The organism is Shewanella sp. H8 (genome assembly GCF_040285065.1).
Lineage (GTDB): Bacteria > Pseudomonadota > Gammaproteobacteria > Enterobacterales > Shewanellaceae > Shewanella > Shewanella polaris.
Genome location: NZ_CP157213.1, coordinates 4400802 through 4418257, shown reverse-complemented (window position 1 = coordinate 4418257; position 17456 = coordinate 4400802). Strand labels below are relative to the sequence as shown.

At 42.2% G+C, this 17456-nt stretch carries 17 protein-coding genes; 11 read left to right on the top strand and 6 right to left on the bottom strand.

The genetic code is table 11. From position 1 onward, the window contains the following. Position 1: 1 nt before the first annotated feature. On the bottom strand, positions 2-1600 hold the full coding sequence (locus ABIS04_RS19295; protein ID WP_350432131.1) for an alpha/beta fold hydrolase: 1599 nt from the start codon (positions 1598-1600) through the stop codon (positions 2-4). A 94-nt stretch (positions 1601-1694) separates the two neighbouring features. Here ABIS04_RS19295 and ABIS04_RS19290 point away from each other — a divergent pair, with 94 nt between their 5' ends. The 6 genes from ABIS04_RS19290 (at position 1695) to ABIS04_RS19265 (ending at position 7660) form a co-directional block, all read left to right on the top strand. Next, the gene (locus ABIS04_RS19290; protein WP_137224248.1) at positions 1695-2072 is read left to right on the top strand and encodes a GntR family transcriptional regulator; all 378 of its coding nucleotides are present in this window, start codon (positions 1695-1697) and stop codon (positions 2070-2072) included. A gap of 44 nt (positions 2073-2116) precedes the next feature. Continuing rightward, positions 2117-2986, top strand: a complete 870-nt coding sequence (locus ABIS04_RS19285; protein WP_350432130.1) for an ABC transporter ATP-binding protein — start codon at positions 2117-2119, stop codon at positions 2984-2986. Further along, on the top strand, positions 2983-4275 hold the full coding sequence (locus tag ABIS04_RS19280; RefSeq protein ID WP_350432129.1) for an ABC transporter permease: 1293 nt from the start codon (positions 2983-2985) through the stop codon (positions 4273-4275). The genes ABIS04_RS19285 and ABIS04_RS19280 overlap by 4 nt, the downstream gene beginning before the upstream one ends. A gap of 163 nt (positions 4276-4438) precedes the next feature. Continuing rightward, a complete protein-coding gene (locus ABIS04_RS19275) occupies positions 4439-6232 on the top strand; it encodes a long-chain fatty acid--CoA ligase (RefSeq protein ID WP_350432127.1) in 1794 nt (597 codons plus the stop codon). A gap of 131 nt (positions 6233-6363) precedes the next feature. Further along, positions 6364-7152 (top strand): Mbeg1-like protein, encoded by a 789-nt coding sequence (locus ABIS04_RS19270; protein WP_137224256.1) that lies wholly within the window; start codon positions 6364-6366, stop codon positions 7150-7152. Between the two features lie 121 nt (positions 7153-7273). After that, positions 7274-7660 (top strand): acyl-CoA thioesterase, encoded by a 387-nt coding sequence (locus ABIS04_RS19265; protein ID WP_371833654.1) that lies wholly within the window; start codon positions 7274-7276, stop codon positions 7658-7660. A 3-nt stretch (positions 7661-7663) separates the two neighbouring features. Here ABIS04_RS19265 and ABIS04_RS19260 read toward each other — a convergent pair whose 3' ends face one another. Then, on the bottom strand, positions 7664-7921 hold the full coding sequence (locus ABIS04_RS19260; protein WP_350432126.1) for a GNAT family N-acetyltransferase: 258 nt from the start codon (positions 7919-7921) through the stop codon (positions 7664-7666). Positions 7922-7973: 52 nt separating this feature from the next. Continuing rightward, a complete protein-coding gene (locus tag ABIS04_RS19255) occupies positions 7974-8396 on the bottom strand; it encodes a thioesterase family protein (RefSeq protein ID WP_140235441.1) in 423 nt (140 codons plus the stop codon). 139 nt (positions 8397-8535) lie between these two features. On the opposite strand from ABIS04_RS19255, the gene ABIS04_RS19250 reads away from it, so the two are divergent. Next, positions 8536-9582, top strand: a complete 1047-nt coding sequence (locus ABIS04_RS19250) for a hypothetical protein (protein WP_350432125.1) — start codon at positions 8536-8538, stop codon at positions 9580-9582. A 63-nt stretch (positions 9583-9645) separates the two neighbouring features. Here ABIS04_RS19250 and mtnC read toward each other — a convergent pair whose 3' ends face one another. After that, positions 9646-10326, bottom strand: a complete 681-nt coding sequence (gene mtnC, locus ABIS04_RS19245) for an acireductone synthase (RefSeq protein ID WP_137224266.1) — start codon at positions 10324-10326, stop codon at positions 9646-9648. A gap of 213 nt (positions 10327-10539) precedes the next feature. Here mtnC and ABIS04_RS19240 point away from each other — a divergent pair, with 213 nt between their 5' ends. After that, the gene (locus ABIS04_RS19240) at positions 10540-11739 is read left to right on the top strand and encodes an alpha/beta hydrolase-fold protein (RefSeq protein ID WP_350432124.1); all 1200 of its coding nucleotides are present in this window, start codon (positions 10540-10542) and stop codon (positions 11737-11739) included. A gap of 162 nt (positions 11740-11901) precedes the next feature. On the opposite strand, the gene ABIS04_RS19235 is transcribed toward ABIS04_RS19240, so the two are convergent. Beyond that, positions 11902-13779 carry a DUF885 domain-containing protein gene (locus ABIS04_RS19235; protein ID WP_350432123.1) on the bottom strand — a complete coding sequence of 626 codons (1878 nt, stop codon included), beginning with the start codon at positions 13777-13779 and terminating at the stop codon, positions 11902-11904. A gap of 178 nt (positions 13780-13957) precedes the next feature. Here ABIS04_RS19235 and ABIS04_RS19230 point away from each other — a divergent pair, with 178 nt between their 5' ends. The 3 genes from ABIS04_RS19230 (at position 13958) to ABIS04_RS19220 (ending at position 15566) form a co-directional block, all read left to right on the top strand. Next, positions 13958-14197, top strand: a complete 240-nt coding sequence (locus ABIS04_RS19230; protein ID WP_350432122.1) for a YdcH family protein — start codon at positions 13958-13960, stop codon at positions 14195-14197. A gap of 562 nt (positions 14198-14759) precedes the next feature. After that, positions 14760-15044, top strand: a complete 285-nt coding sequence (locus tag ABIS04_RS19225; protein ID WP_350432121.1) for a hypothetical protein — start codon at positions 14760-14762, stop codon at positions 15042-15044. 138 nt (positions 15045-15182) lie between these two features. Then, positions 15183-15566, top strand: a complete 384-nt coding sequence (locus ABIS04_RS19220) for a hypothetical protein (protein ID WP_137224274.1) — start codon at positions 15183-15185, stop codon at positions 15564-15566. A 112-nt stretch (positions 15567-15678) separates the two neighbouring features. On the opposite strand, the gene ABIS04_RS19215 is transcribed toward ABIS04_RS19220, so the two are convergent. Continuing rightward, positions 15679-17340, bottom strand: coding sequence for an amidohydrolase (locus ABIS04_RS19215; protein ID WP_350432120.1), 1662 nt, complete (start codon positions 17338-17340; stop codon positions 15679-15681). Positions 17341-17456 lie beyond the last annotated feature (116 nt).

Sequence of the window (17456 nt, the reverse complement as noted above, 5' to 3'; positions counted from 1 at the left end):
ACTATTCCTTATCCGCAGCGGTATTCGCTGATGCTGTTGTTTCTATGTCTGTGGCCGTGTCGACAACCGGCAGCACTTCTACGGTGTTAGCGTTGAGATAAAAGCTACGACGCACATCTTTTTGTAAGCATTCTGCATCGATATCTTTTACTGAACCTTGTTCGACTAACTGGGCCACTAAATCATTGCCACAGCTTTGTCCCGCTACACCGTGGGTTGCGTAAGGTGCGATGAAGTGTTTTGAGTTGGTGAGTTTCTCTTGTGCTAAAGCGCCCCAATTGGGTGGAGTAGCTGGGTCTAACTCGCCAGATAACAATAAAGTGGGTAGATCACTGTGAATGGGTTCACTAAAGTTGTCATCAACAGGCTGTATTGGCCAAACCTGGCAGGTTTTTTCTAACCCTTCTAACATGTTGCCACTGATGTACGATTCTTTCGCATCTTTACGCATTTGATCTGTAATGCGGTGAATGTCTTCGCCACACACCACGGATGCATGCATGCCCATAGCAATACCTGTGCTGTCAGCTGTTAAAGCGTAAATACCTAATATTGGTTGGTAATTACCTTGTGACGCTTGATGAATAGCATGGGGGATCAGTGCACGGATGTTTGCCATGTACATCGCCATTCTAATTGCGCCGCTAAACTTACCGCGGGTGAGTAGAAAGTCGCTGAGTTCATCTGTTTGGGGGTCACGTACTTGTTGGTTTATCGGTGCGGTGGCGAGCAGTTGGTCGACTTTATTGTATTCGTCAGCTAAATCAGGAAACTGTTGCTGGCAAGCGGGTGTGCTTTTACAGTCGCGCCATAACACATTTAAACCACGCTCTATTGAATCACCAATGGCTACAACACTTTGTTGCATCGGTACCACGCCATCTAATGTCACGGTTAGTAAGGCTTCTGGGTAATGACGCATATAAAGCTGTGCCATACGTGTTCCGTAGGAAATACCGTATAAATGTAGTTTTTGATAACCTAAATATTCGCGTACTGCTTCGAAATCTTTTAACGCGGTATTACTACCGTATTGACTTACATCTGCATCAATTTGACCTAAGCATTTTTCTGTCATGGCGATGATATCGAGGTCGTCATCATTAATGCTAAGCATCACAGAGGTATCATCGTCGCAAGATAAAATGTTCGACTGACCTGTACCGCGTTGGTCAATCAATAAAATATCACGCTGCTGGCGAACTTTGGTCAACATGCGATTAAAGCCTGCGGCATTTTCAATAGCAGATTGACCTGGACCACCAGCAATGGCGAGTAAAGCTTCATCTGGATGAGTATTTTTAATCGCAGGTAAAATAGCAAAATGAATATCAATTTGCTTACCGTCTGGTAGCTTAGGGTTTTCTGCTACCGTTATTTTACCGCATTGTAATTGCTCATCTAAACCGTCTAAGTAACAAGCGCTGGTTTTAGCCGGTTCGACCACATTGGCTTCCGATGTATCAGCAAAGCTATTGTTGGCAAGTAAAATAGCAATAGCAACCGCGAGCCATCGACTAGTATGCGTTGCCGATTGGCATAAATCTGGACGAACAATCCGCTTGGCTAAGTCGGTGTTGATAAACTTCCTGTTGATCATCGGAACGTTTCCTTTTTGCATTTCATGACGATTATGATACCTTAGCATCTAGTGTATGAGTGTATCAATGAATTAATACAGTTGTTAAAGGCTAATGTTAGAATTAATAAATGTCAACCCCAGCAGCGGCGAACCCATTTACCGACAGTTGCACGATCAAATCGTGCGCTTAATTGTCGGCGGGCAATTGCACCCCGAAGATGTTTTGCCATCAGTGCGCCAACTTGCCGAACATTTAGCGGTAAACCCAATGACGGTATCACGAGCCATGCAGCAACTTGTCGACCAAGGTTGGGTTGAGCGTCGTCGTGGTCAGCCGTCACGTGTGGCTGCTAGAACCGCAGCTAATAATGATTCTGGCAGCAGTTTACTGGCTCCACAATTAACTGCATTGGTTGAGCAAGCACGACAATTAGGGGTCGATTATGACCAGTTACAAGCATTGTTGGAACAATTTTGGAATAAAGAATAGCGATTGCTGAGCTAATTTTTAAAGACATCATTTAGGAAGTCGATATGGAAGCCGAAGATAAGCCCGTTTTATGTTTTAATCATGTGAGCAAAACCTTTGCCAGCAAAGATAAATCTGCAGCAGGCCAAACTGTGTTGGCTGAACTGTCGATGACACTTTATCCTGGCATGGTAGTCGGATTATTAGGTCAAAATGGTGCGGGTAAATCAACGTTAATGCGTTGTGCATTGGGTATTCTCGATATCGACAGCGGAGAAATCACCACGTTAGGTGAAACACCTGCAACCTTGTCAATACCAGCCAAAGAATGCATCGGTTATGTGCCACAACAGCCTTTTGGTTATGAAGGCTTCACTATAGATAAAGCGTTAGAATTGCACCGCAGCTTCTATCCAAACTGGGATATGGCACTCGAACAAGATTGGCTTAACCGTTTTGATTTGGATGTCACTCAAGCGGTGCAAAAATTATCAGTGGGTCAGCGTCAGTCGCTGGCATTGATTATGGCCATGGCGTATCGACCAACCTTATTATTACTCGACGAACCCGTTGCTAGCCTTGACCCTATTGCCCGGCGTCAGTTTATGAGTGACTTGTTCGATCTCGCACTCGATTCGGGTTCTGCTGTGTTATTTTCATCGCATATCACCTCAGATTTAGAGCGTGTTGCCAGCCATGTTGCCCTGATTAAAAAAGGCCAACTGGTACTGTTTAAAGAAATCGACGCCCTGCGTGAAGAGGTTAAATTACTCAACTTAACCGACAACGCCCAGTTACCGTCACATTATAAAATATTGAGCCAAACCGGACAAAGTGTGCTGGTGGATACTCAAGGCAACCCATCAAATATTACGGGTGTGCAGAGTGAAAAATCACTCAACCTAGAACAGTTATTTATGGAGCTGCATCGATGAATCAATCGCTGCAAAATAGCCAGCTTTCATCATGGCGTAAACCTTACCGTGGCATGTTGCGTTTATGGTTATATGACTTAGGCTGTGTCAGCTTTATTGCCACAGCAGGGCTTGGCCTTGCGCTGGGGATTCTGTGTTTAGTCATAGGTAAAACTGATATTGTCAGTTTAGTTTTTTCAATGGCCACAGTCTCTACAGCGGCAGCAATAGCGTGGCAATTAAATCGTTTAGCAGCATCCGAGTTGACCGGTCTAATACCTAGTTATCAACAGCTCGTACTCGTTCAGGCGGTTACCATCGCAGTGGGTATGTTATTGATACAGCTATTGGTCTGTATTGCTTTTGCTGCTTATGATGTCATCCCCAGATTGCTGCTAGGGATAGTTGTTAGTTTACTGTTTATATGGGCTTGTTTATGGCGCAGTAACAGTTTTCATTTATCGTTTTTACTCTTCGTTTCCGTGCCGTTTATCGATAATCTCGCGTTTCATATTCCAACCTGGCTAATGTTGGCAACGATTGCAGCTCTGTTGTTTAGGGTGATTCCCTTATGCCGCCAACTCAGCTGGAATAATGAGGCGCGCGTGGTGCACCTCAATGCAGTGCAAATGGGCTGGATGTGGCTGCCAAGTATAAAAGGATTCACTTGGATTACTCGTGTGGAGAGGCTGTTTCACCCAATGAACTTTTTTATCGGCCCAGTGTTAACGGTTATGTTGTTGTGTTTGCCATTAATCACCCTCGGATTAATGTTGCTGTCGTGGCTGTTTGATATTGATGTACCGTCATTATTTCTATTGGCGCAATTTAGCGTGATCAGTTGTGCCATTGTACATTGGAGCCGAATTCAACGTTGGCGAGCCGCTGAAACCCTGTTTTTATTGCCTAGTTATAGTGGTCTGAGTGGATTGCGCAATGCATTTTATCGTAGCCAATATCGTTTTATTGCTGTGTTAATGGTTATGGTAAGCGTGCTCTGTTTTATAAATAGCTTAATTGATCCTCAATATGATGGGGTATTTATACTGCATTTAGGGCTAAGCACTTTTTGGGGCTGTGCGATTATGTTGGGCATAGGTTCGGCAAGTCGTAATAGCCTGCAAGCCACAGCGGCAATGCTAATAGTGTTAGTTCATTCTGTTGTGGTGTCGCTGAGCTTTGCCGCTTTAAGAGATGGTAACAGTATTTTTGTGTGGCTAGTTATTGATGCGGCACTGGTACTTATTGGTATTGGCGTATTAGCGTGGGGCAAAAAACGTTTGTGGATAAATGGTATTACTACACCTTAATTCTGTTGGTTAATTTAGCGGTTTATGGATCTAGCAGCTTATCAGTTTAGTATATGAACGTGACCTTTAGCTCAAAAATAGAGCAAAAGCTCTTATGATTTGTCGCTGCTTAATGTAGAATACAAAAAGCGGAACACTTGTAAGCTAAAAAGGTCACTGTTATATGTCACTAAATCAATATCACGTCGTTAGACTTCTACAACAACAAAGCCAATCTTTAGGTGGTAATATTGCCCTTGAAGGCTTTGATATGCCTGCTCCTTGGCATACGGTGACGTGGGGTGCATTTAATACGATTACAGACTCTGTCGCACAGTTGTTAATTGAATTTGGTTTACAAGTGCAAGATAAAGTAGTTATTTTAGCCCAAAACTGCCCGCAATGGACTTGTGCCGATATCGGTGCCCTTAAGGCGCGTAACGTGGTGGTGCCTGTGTATCCTACTAGCTCGATTGATCAAGCCGTATTTATTGTTAACGATGCTCAGGCAAAATTAATTTTTGCTGATAACCAACAACAATATGACATGGCATGTGCCATTGCCGCACAAGCTGAATGTGTGCAACACATTGTTGTGTTTGACGCTAATGTGACCCTTAATGCCGATAATCATATGTATTTTGATCACGTATTAGCCGCGCAATTTAATCCCCTTATTACGGATGAACTCAATACCAGATTAGCGAATACCAGCTTAGATGATTTATTCACGCTGATTTACACCTCTGGTACTACAGGTAATCCTAAAGGTGTGATGCTCGACTACCGTAATTTTGCCTCCATGATTAACCAACATGACAGCGAGTTACCTTTCACTTCGGGTGATGTGTCATTAGCCTTTTTACCGCTAAGCCATGTATTTGAGCGCGGTTGGAGCATGTATGTGTTATGTCGTGGTGGCCATAATGTGTATTTAAATGATACTCATCGCATTAAAGAAGCTCTAATTGCGGTTAGACCACATAACTTATGTGCCGTGCCGCGATTCTTAGAAAAGATATACAGCGCCGTACACGATAAAGTCAGTAAAGCCTCTAAACCAAGGCAAGCACTTTTTGCTTGGGCGATGGCAGTAGGTAAACGTCAGTTCGAAGTTAACCAAGGCCGTGCCTCTGGAAGTTTATGGTTAAGTGCACAGTGGAAGTTGGCTAACAAGTTGGTTTTTAGCAAGCTACAACAAGTATTGGGTGGCCGTTTAAAGTTTATGCCTGTTGGTGGTGCTGCACTCGATGTTAATGTTGGCAGCTTTTTTCACAGTATTGGTGTACCAGTTTTGTGTGGTTATGGCATGACAGAAACCTGCGCTACGGTAACCTGTAATACTTTAGATAATCGTGTGCCAGGATCAAACGGTAAGCCGTTAGATGCCATGGAAATTAAGCTAGGCAAAGACGATGAAATATTGGTGCGTGGCGAAACGGTAATGCGCGGTTATTATAATCGCCCTGAAGATACCGCTGAGGCCTTTGAAGACGGCTGGTTAAAAACCGGTGATGCTGGTCGTATTGATGAACAAGGTAACTTATATATTACCGATCGCATTAAAGAATTAATGAAAACCTCTAACGGCAAATATATTGCCCCGCAACGAGTTGAAGGTAAGGTGGCGTGTTGTCCGTTTATCGAGCAAGTCGCCATTATTGCAGATGCACGTAATTATGTATCAGCACTTATTGTGCCCGCTTTTGAAGCCTTAGAAGCTTGGGCTCTGGCCCAAGGTATTCATGTTGAAAACCCAATTGATTTGTTGCGACACTCACAAGTGGTAGCACATTTTGAGCAGCGCTTAAAAGAGTTACAGCATGAATTAGCCGGTTTTGAACAAATCAAAAAATTCACCTTATTGCATGAAGCATTTTCGATGGAAGCAGGTTTAATCACGCCAACATTAAAGCTGCGCCGTAAAATGATTTACAGTAAATATCATACTGAAATTAACGCCATGTATGGTCATTGATATCGAGTGATTTAATCATAAAGGGATGCCACATGGCGTCCCTTTTGTTATTGAGAGATCGCTAGGATTCACAGAAATGTCATCTGTTTGTCTTATGCTCCAATCAGTCTTACCTGACCGATAACATCAATGTGAAAAAGCTCAAACGCTACCAATATGAACGTTATGCGGTGTTGTGCAAGGTAACGTATCAAACCGACTTTGATCCGCAATATTTAGGGTTCTCACGCGACAATTATGTCGAAATAGCCAATCGTTGGGGACATATCTGCGCGCGAGTGTTGTGGCGTGATGATCATCCTGAAGTGCTGGTGGTATTTCGTGGTTCGCAAACTGTACATGAATGGTTAATCAATCTGCTCTGCCTGCCTAAAGTGAAACAGTTTGACGACTGCTATTATCACGTCCATTACGGTTACGATTATTTATTGGAACAGCTTAGCAATCCTATATCACCAGAGTATCTGGATGATAAAAGTATTTTTCAGCAACTGTATACCATTGTTAATCCACTTATTTCATTGGGTAAACGCATTACATTGACTGGACATTCGTCTGGCGGCGCAATGGCTATTTTGGCGGCTGATAGATTAGAACGACAGTTTCCAAAATCGATTAAACGGGTCGTGACCTTTGGTCAACCGGCACCAGGATTTCGGAATTTCCAACGTCAATATTTATTACATCGGCGAACCTACCGTATTTGCTGCGGGGTAGATATTGTCACGTTTTTACCACCATTCCCGGGGCTTTTCTGCCATGTTGGGCGAATGCTGTGGCTGCATAATGAACGTATATACGACAATATTTCCCCACTAAAACGTTTTTTGCTCAGCTTTACTAGTTGGTTGTTGTCACCATTTGTATCGCACTACATGCATAAATATATCCGCGATAAAGATTTTTTTGATGACCTATAACAACTTGAGTCGTTAGAATGGGACAAAGGTGTTTTATCCATCAAGACTAACGTCAATGGACTTATAGTCATCATATTAAAATAATAATAAAGGAATTTTTGTGGCAGATACTCAATTTAGCATGAACTTGAAACCACGTTTTTGTGAAACCGATGCGTTAGGACACATTAATAACACAGTGATCCCTGTGTGGTTTGAAGCCGCTCGTGAGCCGATTTTTGAAATCGTTAACCCCGGGCAAGACCTAACCAAGTGGAACATGATTATTGCCGGTTTTACCATCGCCTTTACTGCGCCAACGTATTATGGCGAGGAGGTAATTGTAAAAACGCACATTAGCCGTTTAGGTAACAGCAGTTTTGATATATTACAAAGCTGTTGGCAGCACGGTAACAAAACCGCCGAAGCGACTACCACCATGGTGCATTACAATTATCAAACCGAAAAAAGTGAACCACTTGCTGACGATGTACGTCAACAATTGGCTGCATTAACAGGCACAGTTTAAGCGTTAACGTAAAAACTTGACCACATAACTGCAGCTTGCACTAATGTTAAGCTTTTGTGCTTTAGCCCAAGCCAATCCTGTGCGCACCAACTTTTCGGCAATGCCTTGGCCGCGTAACGTAGGTGGTACAAAGGTGCGGTGAAAATCGATATTTTGACCGTCTAAGCGATATTCAAGCATGGCTTCGACGCCTTGAGTGACAATCACAAAACGATGTTGGCTAGCTTGGTGTAGCACTGTCACGGTATTCTGGTCACTCATAGACGTGTCCTGCTATTTTCGCATGATTAATGTATGTATCGTATGTGCAGCGCTATTCATGTTGTTTTAGGGCTTCAAGTAATGCTGGGGTTAATTTGGCTTTTTGACCCGTTTTAAAATTAAACATCACCACTTTTGCCCAACCGATAGTGGTAACCGCTTGCTGTGCTTTGCTGAAAACGGTGTAATGCATAACAAAGCGGTCTTCACTGATATCGCTGATCTTAACACCAACAATGATGGCGTCCGGAAACGTTAGTGGACGCTTAAAGCGGGCATTGGTTTCGCTAAGTACTGGACCTACGCCAGTAGATTTAAGATCGCCAAGTAAGTTAATTTGATTAAAGAAATCGAGACGAGCGGTTTCAAAGTACTTAAAATATACAGAATTATTAACATGTTGCAGTGCATCCATTTCACCCCATGCAACTTGTATATCTGTGCTGATAGAATGTTGAGCTAAAAAGTCATTCATGGCGGTTCTCTGTTATGAATTAATAAATTAAACGCTTGTTTAAATCTTATCTGTTAATTTAACAGTCTGGCTGATGAACAGCAAGGGACAGTGGCTATTTGCCGTCGGTGTAGCCAGTAACCTCATAAGGATTTTCACCTTGGGAAAAGAGACTTTTTTAACAACATCAAGTTTATGGATATCCTCGTGTTGGGCGGTGTTTTGTTCACGGTTTACCGAGTTACAAACTAAACTGAGTTTTCCGCAAAAATTATACTTGGTGGCAATAATATTACTGTTCACCACAGACTCTGTCGTGTGGGTTGCGATGATAAGCGTGATGGCGATGTCGATTGAGTTTTGGCATTTGTTTGAGCGTATGTGGCACAGTTTGGCAGGCAAAGCAGTGTTATTACTGTTTTATGCCATTGTGGCCAATTTTGCCTTGGCTAGCTCAAGCTCAGTGGTTAACGATGTGGTTGGCGTTGCAGCCAGTAGTTTTAATTACACCCATAACTTCGCCATTTTGCTCTACATTCCTGCATGGAGTGTGGTAATGAGCTGTATTGTACTGTTATTACTACAGCTTGTTTTTCCGTTAATGTTTGGCATTTCTTTTATACTCCGTCCTTTTGGTGTGAAAAACTTTCGTCTGATTAATCACGTACATTTTCATCGTACAACCTTTTGGGTGCGAGTGATTCTTGCTGCGGTGGTGTTGTACCACCTTGCTATGTTGATGGACCTTTATGGCCAAGTTGAAAAAGCGTTGGATGACCCGCAGGTTGTGCAATTAGTTGAAGCAGAAACCGAAGAGGAAATACTTGCAGATGATGGTTCTGCTTTAGCGGTTAAAGGTCAAGACAAGGACAAAGATGAATCCATTGACAAAAAAGCTGAAGAACCACCAGTCATTAAAACGGCTGACGAGCTAGTTCGCGAGCAAGAACTTGAGGCAATTGATGAGATAGCAAAACAGCCTTATAACCATTTACGCAGCCAGTATTTTACCAGTGTACGTAAAGCTATTGCGTTGTTCGCCTTTCAATTAGAGGCTAATACCAAATCACGGTGTAAAAAATTACCTTTGTCGCATGTGGTTGAGCTTAATGATTATGAAATCCTGGAGATAACTCCCGATATCAATGCTGAATACGGTTATCATTTTGAAGTAAAAAAATGTATCTCACCTGCATTCCCCAGTTAATAGATTTGCTACAGACATAAAAAACGACCTGAAAGGTCGTTTTTTATGTTGAGTAGAAAAGTATTAATCGAAAGTTAATTCGCTAAAACTGCTGATTTTTCTACATTTAGCTTGGCGTTGATCTGCAAAACGGACCATTTGGCAAGTCGTCATTCCTGCGGCTTCTGCGGCTTTTAGCTCTTCAGCGACATCTGACACAAATAAAATTTGCTTTGGCTTCAAACTAATCGTATTACAAATATTACAATAGGCTTGTTTGTCTAATTTATTACCGGTGCGGGTATCAAAATGACCATTGAAAGACAGGGTTAAATCACCTGACTCGGTATGGCTAAAAAGCAGTTTTTGCGCTTCAACTGAGGCAGATGAAAAACTATAAATGCGAATACCTTTTTCTTTGATTCGTTCAATGCTGTCTATAAAGTCAGGATAAATGTGGCCAGTAAACTCTGCGCGGTTATAACCCTGTTTCCAGATGAGTCCTTGCAGTGTTTTTAAAGGAGTAATTTTACGGTCTTCATCGATCCATTGTTGCAGAATCTCAGTTACACGCTCGAGTGTGGCATCTGGCTCTAGGGCAATATCTTTAATATCGCTAATACAATAATCAACTATTACGTTATGTTGATTTTGTTCAAGAAAGTTAGCCATCTCTTTTCGTGAGTAAGGAAATAACACATCTTGAATAAAGTTAAGATCGGTAGTGGTACCGGCGGTATCAACGATAATAGCTCTAATACTCATATGATTTGTTACTCCGAAAACAATTAATTAGCTTATTGATGATCCTAAGCTTTATTGACGGCTAAGGCTAGTGCTATTCGTGATATAGCATCGATACAAGGTGACTTTTAGTGCAAGGTGTGAACTATATTAGATAATGTTAAATTGCCTTGTTTAGGAAGGTCTGTTAGGTTCGAATATTGCTCAACGCTTAAGTCTGACAAGGAAGCTAGTATGCTAAAAATTGGGATTGGTCATTTTTTCAAATGGCCAAAAGTATCGCGAAAAAGTATACCTATATACACGTTATTACTGAGTTTTTTTCACGTTAGTCTAGTGTTTGCTACAGATGTATTGCCGCAGCAGACTACCGAAACCCTGAGCGTGAAATCCATTTTATTTAGCGAGAAAGTCGATTTTTTGGTGACCTTGCCGAACGATTATTTAAAACAAACCGATAAGCACTATGTGGTGTTATTTGACTTACATCCGCGCAGCCATTTGTATTTAGCAGGCATGCACGATTGGATGAGCCATAACGGCGGCTGGCCGTGGTTAGAAACCATTATTGTTACCGCGCCCGACGGCCACCAAGGCTTGGGAAAGTTAAAACAGGGTGCGATAGAGCAGCAAGGCGATCAAGCACTATTGGACTTTTTTGAGCAAGATTTATTGCCCGCAATTGATAAACGTTATCGCACCAATGGCTTTCGTATTTTTAACGGCTTTACTGGCAATGCAGGTTTAGTGCTCTACAGCTTAATCAATCGTCCTAGTTTATTTAATGCCTATATTGCTGCCAGCCCGGTGTTATCAACAGACTTTGCCTATGTGCTCAATGATGCGTCTAAAAAGCTCAAAAACATGCAAGGCAAACCAAGATTTCTATTTATTAGCACCAGTGATAGCGGCTTTGAGCAAAGGCAGCTGGATTCGTTTGCTAAGCTTGAAGATATTATTCAAACCCATGCCAATCATAAATTGAACTATCAAATCAAACGTTTTGACGGCAGCTATTATATGACCCAACCTATTTTGGCGACGGCGTTGGGCATCGAGATGATATTTAACGATGTTCACACTGTTTTAGCGGCTGATTCAGAAGTATCTCAACAAGGAACGAAAGCAATTCTAGCCTACTATAAACGTTTGTCTGATGAGGTTTATGGCTTTGATGTGCCAGCAATTGATTCGCTGTTAGCCTTAGGTAATAGTTTAGTTAAAGCTGCACCACAGCAAGCGATTGGGGTTTATCAAGATACGCTGAAAGCCTATCCTAAAGCGCATTCGGCCTACCATGAGTTAGCCAGTGTTTATGCTGCTACAGGTAAAATGACTCAGGCTATCGAAGCTGAACAACAAGCGTTAGCGAGTACCGACCATCCGTTTTATCAAAACAAATACACTAAGCAATTAGCTGAGTTTCAAAAATAAGTATTTCAAAACTAAGCGTGTCAAAATCAAGCTAAACCAAACGATAAAAATGATAAATGACAATAAAGCCACAGTACGAGTGTTCGCCCTGTGGCTTTATTGTGTAACCTGCTCAAACACTATTATTCTGAGCTGAGGTTTAGTATTCCTAGTCGAGATTGATTACGCAGCAGTTTCGCTGGCTAACCACTGATTAATTTTTTGCTCCATTAAATCTAATGGCAAGGCGCCATTTTCTAATAAGCGATCGTGGAACACTTTAATATCAAACTTATCACCTAAAACTTGTTTGGCTTTTGCGCGTAGTTCGATAATTTTCAGCTCACCTAACTTATAGCCGAGTGCTTGGCCCGGCCAAACGGCATAGCGTTCAATTTCGCCTGTGGCTTCCGACAAATGAATACCTTCGGTAGCAACAGAATAATCAATGGCTTGTTCACGGCTCCAGCCTCTGGCATGTATGCCGGTATCAACCACAAGGCGAACCGCACGATGTAGCTCTGACTGCAAACGGCCAATGTTGTCGATAGGATAATTTGCATAAATGCCCATTTCGGCGGCTAAACGCTCGGCATATAAGGCCCAACCTTCGCCTGCAGCATTGGAATAAAATACTGTACTTAGTAGCGGCAGTTCATCAGATAAGCCAATAATGGTTTGTAAATGATGGCCTGGATTAGTCTCGTGGTAGGTCAAGGTTTGTAATGAATAAGATGGCAGTGATGCTGTGTCATACAAGCTGATCCAGAAGGTGCCTTTGCGTGAACCGTCTTGTGATGGTGCATCATAAAATGCGCCACTAGTCGAAGCGGCGCGACTTTCTGGTACAGCTTCAATGGCCACATCTTGATTAGGTAAACGCCCAAACCAGTCTGGTAATTTTGCATCAACTAAGGCTAAGTCGGCTTGAATATCGGCCATTAGCTGTTGCTTGCCTTCTGGAGTATTAGGGTAAAGATATTGTGGGTCGTTGAGTAACACTTGCATGCGCTCACCGACGGTACCGTCAACATAACCGACTTTTTTGAGTAACCCGTCCATTTCGGTAGTAATACGGGCCACTTCCGTTAATCCGAGTTGATGAATTTCATCGGCAGTTTTGGTCGAATTGCCTAAATGTTGGATCAGCGATTGATATAACTTCGCCCCTTGGGGTAAACGACCAACACCAGCTTCATGAGTTGCTTTTGGGCGCACCGCTTCTAACGCTGCAATCAGTTGGCGGGTGGCGGCATAGTATTTAGTGTCAACTAACTCGGCAGCAGACTTTACCAACGTATCGCTATTATCTACTTTGGCTGCGTTAAGTTTAGCGTTAAAGCTGGTCACTAAAGGATGGCTGTTTGCTGGGCCACTGATTTGAGCTTGTAACCCGCGTAGGGTGTTATCAATGACAAAGTCTGGTGGAATGACGCCCATCGATACATCGTGATTGAGTTTATCGACCAATGTGCCCATGGCGGCAGGGTACATGCTTAAGCGGGTTAAATAAGCCTCGGCTTCGGCAGTATTGGTGACGGCAAATTTGTCTTCCATATAACCGGGGAATTCAATTTGTAAACCAGATAAGTGGTTAACAGCATAAGGTAAAAACCATACGCCGTATTCACCTAACACGTTGCCATAATTAACCACTTGAGCTGGTAATAAAGCGCCTTTCACTTCAGACTTTATCGCGTTTAAGCTGATTGTTTCAGAGGGCGTTAAGCTTGCTTCATCAATATCGTTGAGTTGGCTCAGTATTGATTTAAGTCCTTTGCGACGGTGGGTTTCACCAGATGGACTGTAGTCGGTGAGTTTAGACATCACATTGGCGTTGATACTGGCATCACTCACGCCGTAGTAAGTGGCAACTTCGGGTCTGAGTACAAAATAGTCTTTAGTGATTGATGCGACTTGTTGTTTTAGACTGAGCTTGGTGGCTGTTTTGCTTGCAGTGTTATCTGTGGTTGTAGAGTTTGAATTATTGTCAGCGGTGGTGGAGTCAGTGCAAGCGCTGACGAGCAGGCTCAACATAATGACATGGATAATTTTTTTCATTAATTACTCATTAGGTTTACGTGGCATTCAGGTTGGAATATGGTTATATCCTAACAGTTCTTAAGATTAAGCTCTTACAGTTTTTATGAGCATGTATTGTGAAGTAGTAGTGTCAGTTTGACGATAGGGTTCAAATATGGTCTAACGGGCTTAAGTTTAGTATGAAAAGGAGAGGGTTATGTTAGGTGAAAACCATGCGTTATTAGTAGATTTTCCTGAGTATCAAGACAAAATTAAATCGTTAACTGCTAGTGATGCTGAGTTCGCAACTGATGCGAAGCGGTATCATGATTTAGATACTGAAATACGTAAGCTGGAGTTACAGAATACGCCAACAAGTGATGAGTTTATTGAAAAAGCAAAGCTTGACCGTTTGGTATTAAAAGACAAACTGTATCAGCAGTTTACTCAAGCTTAATTCGTTTATTTAGTCTTTTTTGGCCATGTGATCATCTAGGTGGTGACGTGGTCAATTTTTGCTGCTATCTCAGTAACTCTTGTTTGTTTTTTTATCTTTGATTTATGGCCTACGGCCACATCAGCTTTTTCAAACTTCGTTTGAATTAAGGTCGCAAGGTTCCACCCTACACGGACCAAAAGGGGATCAACCGCAATCCCCTCTTGGATCACCCCTGCCGTTCCGGCAACATTTTCGCTTTTTAACCAAACAACAGCAGCGAAAAAATTGCGACGGAAATTGATCCAGCTTTTAACTTCGTTTTAGTGTTCTTCCGCCTTATTCGAAAATGCTAACGCTTCCGATGGGGCGTCCCTTCCCCTCGAAAGCTAGCTGGCCGTCCATGGCCAGCTCACGTCATTTTCTTCAACGGCCTCAATGTAGTAGGAACATGAAGAGATATAACTGCTTTACATCGAAGACATAGCAAATGTAGGATGTATATTAATCAATAACTTAAATGTCCAACTTTATTTGGTTAGCAGTTCAATAAGTTGTTAACAGTAAAAGGAGTTTACATCTCGTGAAGTATGCAATTATACCTCTAGTTCTTGTTTTAGCTGGTTGCGCTCAAAACTCAGGTATCATTCCAATGGGCGGTGACACTTATATGGTTTCTCGTCAAGCCGCTACAGGTTTTACTGGTATGGGTACGCTAAAAGCAGAGGCTATGACAGAAGCGTATGCACAGTGTCAAAAGTCAAAAAAAATGGTTAAGGTTCTAGAAACTATTGATGCAAAACCGCCATTTATATTTGGTAACTTCCCTAAAACTGAAATTCGTTTTAAGTGTATTGAAGAATCATAATCTAGCAAATTACTGTTAACAATTTGATGAATCAGGACAAATAACAGTTGGATTTTGCTCCTACGTCGCTTATTTTAGCCAACATATTATTTTCCTCTTAATGAGGCGTTGGTATGTTCACTAATAAAGGAATATTTCGTGGAATCAGAATTTCAAAACCAATTTTGTTATGTATCTACGCTAGAACATCAAAGTACATTTTATGGAAAGTATATTTATCTATACACCGACAAAGGTCAGCTTTCGCTTACAGATGATGGTTTAGAATACCTAGGTAAAAAAATTAATTATTCCATTACTCGTAGCTCAATAAAAAATATTGAAATATCTCACTACTCTCGGGTTGCAAAACCTTTTAAGTTAAACTGTATTAAGATTAGTTATATAGTTGATTCAGTTGAAAATACTATTTATTTAACACCAACAGGTTCAGGTTTTACTCCTATTTATAAAACCAATCAGTTAGTAAAAAATTGGTTCTCTAAATTAATGGAAATTATGCCTGAGTTACAAAATACCTAACAAATATGAGCTCCCGCAAGTCTTTAGGTATTAGCCTTAACGCGTTTCCCCTTAAAACGCGTTAGACCAATTCTACTTGTCTTACTTATCAACCAACCATTCTCAATGTTGCTTACTCTTGTGCAAATACCTTGCGGCCGTTTACCCAGGTGGCGATGACTTTGTTTTGCCAGATCTGTGGTGAGTCGACTGTAAAATAGTCATCTTCAACTAGGATAAAGTCTGCTTTTTTGCCGGGTTCTAATGAGCCTAATAACTGCTCTTGATGGCCTGCGTAGGCGGCGTCGATGGTGAAGCTTTTGAGCGCTTCGATGCGCGAGAGTTTTTCAGTGGCGAGCCAGCCGTCTAGTGGTTGGTTTACATGATCTTGGCGAGTGACTGAAGCGTGCAATCCAAAAAATGGGTTGGGTGATTCTATCGGAAAGTCTGAACCATTGGCGATGACAGCATTGGCGTTTAACAGTTTGCGCCACGCATAAGCACCAGCTAGACGGGCTTTACCTAAACGGTTTTCGGCCATATTTTTGTCGCTGGTGGCGTGGGTTGCTTGAATCGATGCGATAACCCCAAGTTTGGAAAAACGCGGTATGTCGGCTAAATCGAGAATTTGTGCATGTTCAATACGATGGCGTAATGCTTTTGAGTCTGTTGCTGCAATGGCAGTTTGGTATTTATCGAGTACCACTTGATTAGCATTGTCGCCAATGGCGTGGGTGTTGACCTGAAATCCCGCTTTCATCGACAGTAAAATCAGTTTGCCGAGTTGATCGTCTGAATACAGCATTAATCCTTTATGGCCGGGTTGATCTGAATATTCTTTGATTAACGCTGCGCCGCGGCTGCCAAGCGCGCCATCTGCCGATATTTTTACACTGTCGACTTTAAACATGTTATCGGCAGTGGTGATGTGGCCTTGTTTTAAAATGGTTGTAAAGCGAGGGTCTTCAACAGACAGCATGCCATTTACGCGTACGCTCATGGCATTGTTAGCTGCTAATTGTTGGTATGCTTTGATGTTGTCGATGCTGATACCAGCATCGTGCACACTGGTGAGTCCGTATGACGCTAGGCTGTCCATTGCGAGGGTTAAAGTGGATTGTAGTTGCTGCTGGTTAAGATCGGGGATGATGTTAAATACCAAGTTCATCGCATTGTCGATTAACACGCCGGTAGGATTACCTTGCTCGTCTTTAACAATTTCACCACCTTCAGGTGCCATAGTTGTTGAGGAAATTCCCGCGAGTGCTAACGCCTTGCTGTTAACCCAAATGGCATGACCGTCAACTCGGCCAAATGACACTGGGTTAGCACTAAAGGCTTTATCTAGGCTTTCTTTCGTTGGGAATTGTTTGCTGTTCCATAACTCTTGGTTCCAGCCACGGCCCATTAGCCAACCGTCAGTCGGGTTGTTTTTACTAAATGCTTGTGCTCGTTCTACGGCTTGTTGTTCGCTACTGGTGTTGGTTAAGTCTGCGGTTAACAAACTCAAACCATAACTCAGCACATGGCCATGAGCATCGATTAATCCGGGCAGCAGGGTTTTACCTTTGCCATCAATTGAGGTGATATCAGTTGCACTAGGTAAGGCTTGGTTTAAGGTAAATAGTCGATCAATTTTGTCGTCAGTAAATTGGATAGCATTAAAGGTTTGCAGTTTCCCGTCAACGAGCGTGTAACCATTAACGTGATGCACCAGTGTGGTTTGTGCCATGGTGTTTGCGCTTACACTAGCAAAACATAATGCCACTGATAGCGCTAAATATGCCTTTCTCATTTGTTTTCCCTTTTAATGCGATGATTAATCTACATTCATTAAATGTTAATTAATCGTTAATGGCAAGGGGCAGTGCAAGTGGTCTTGAGGGGGAATATTGATACAGCAGTGGAGGA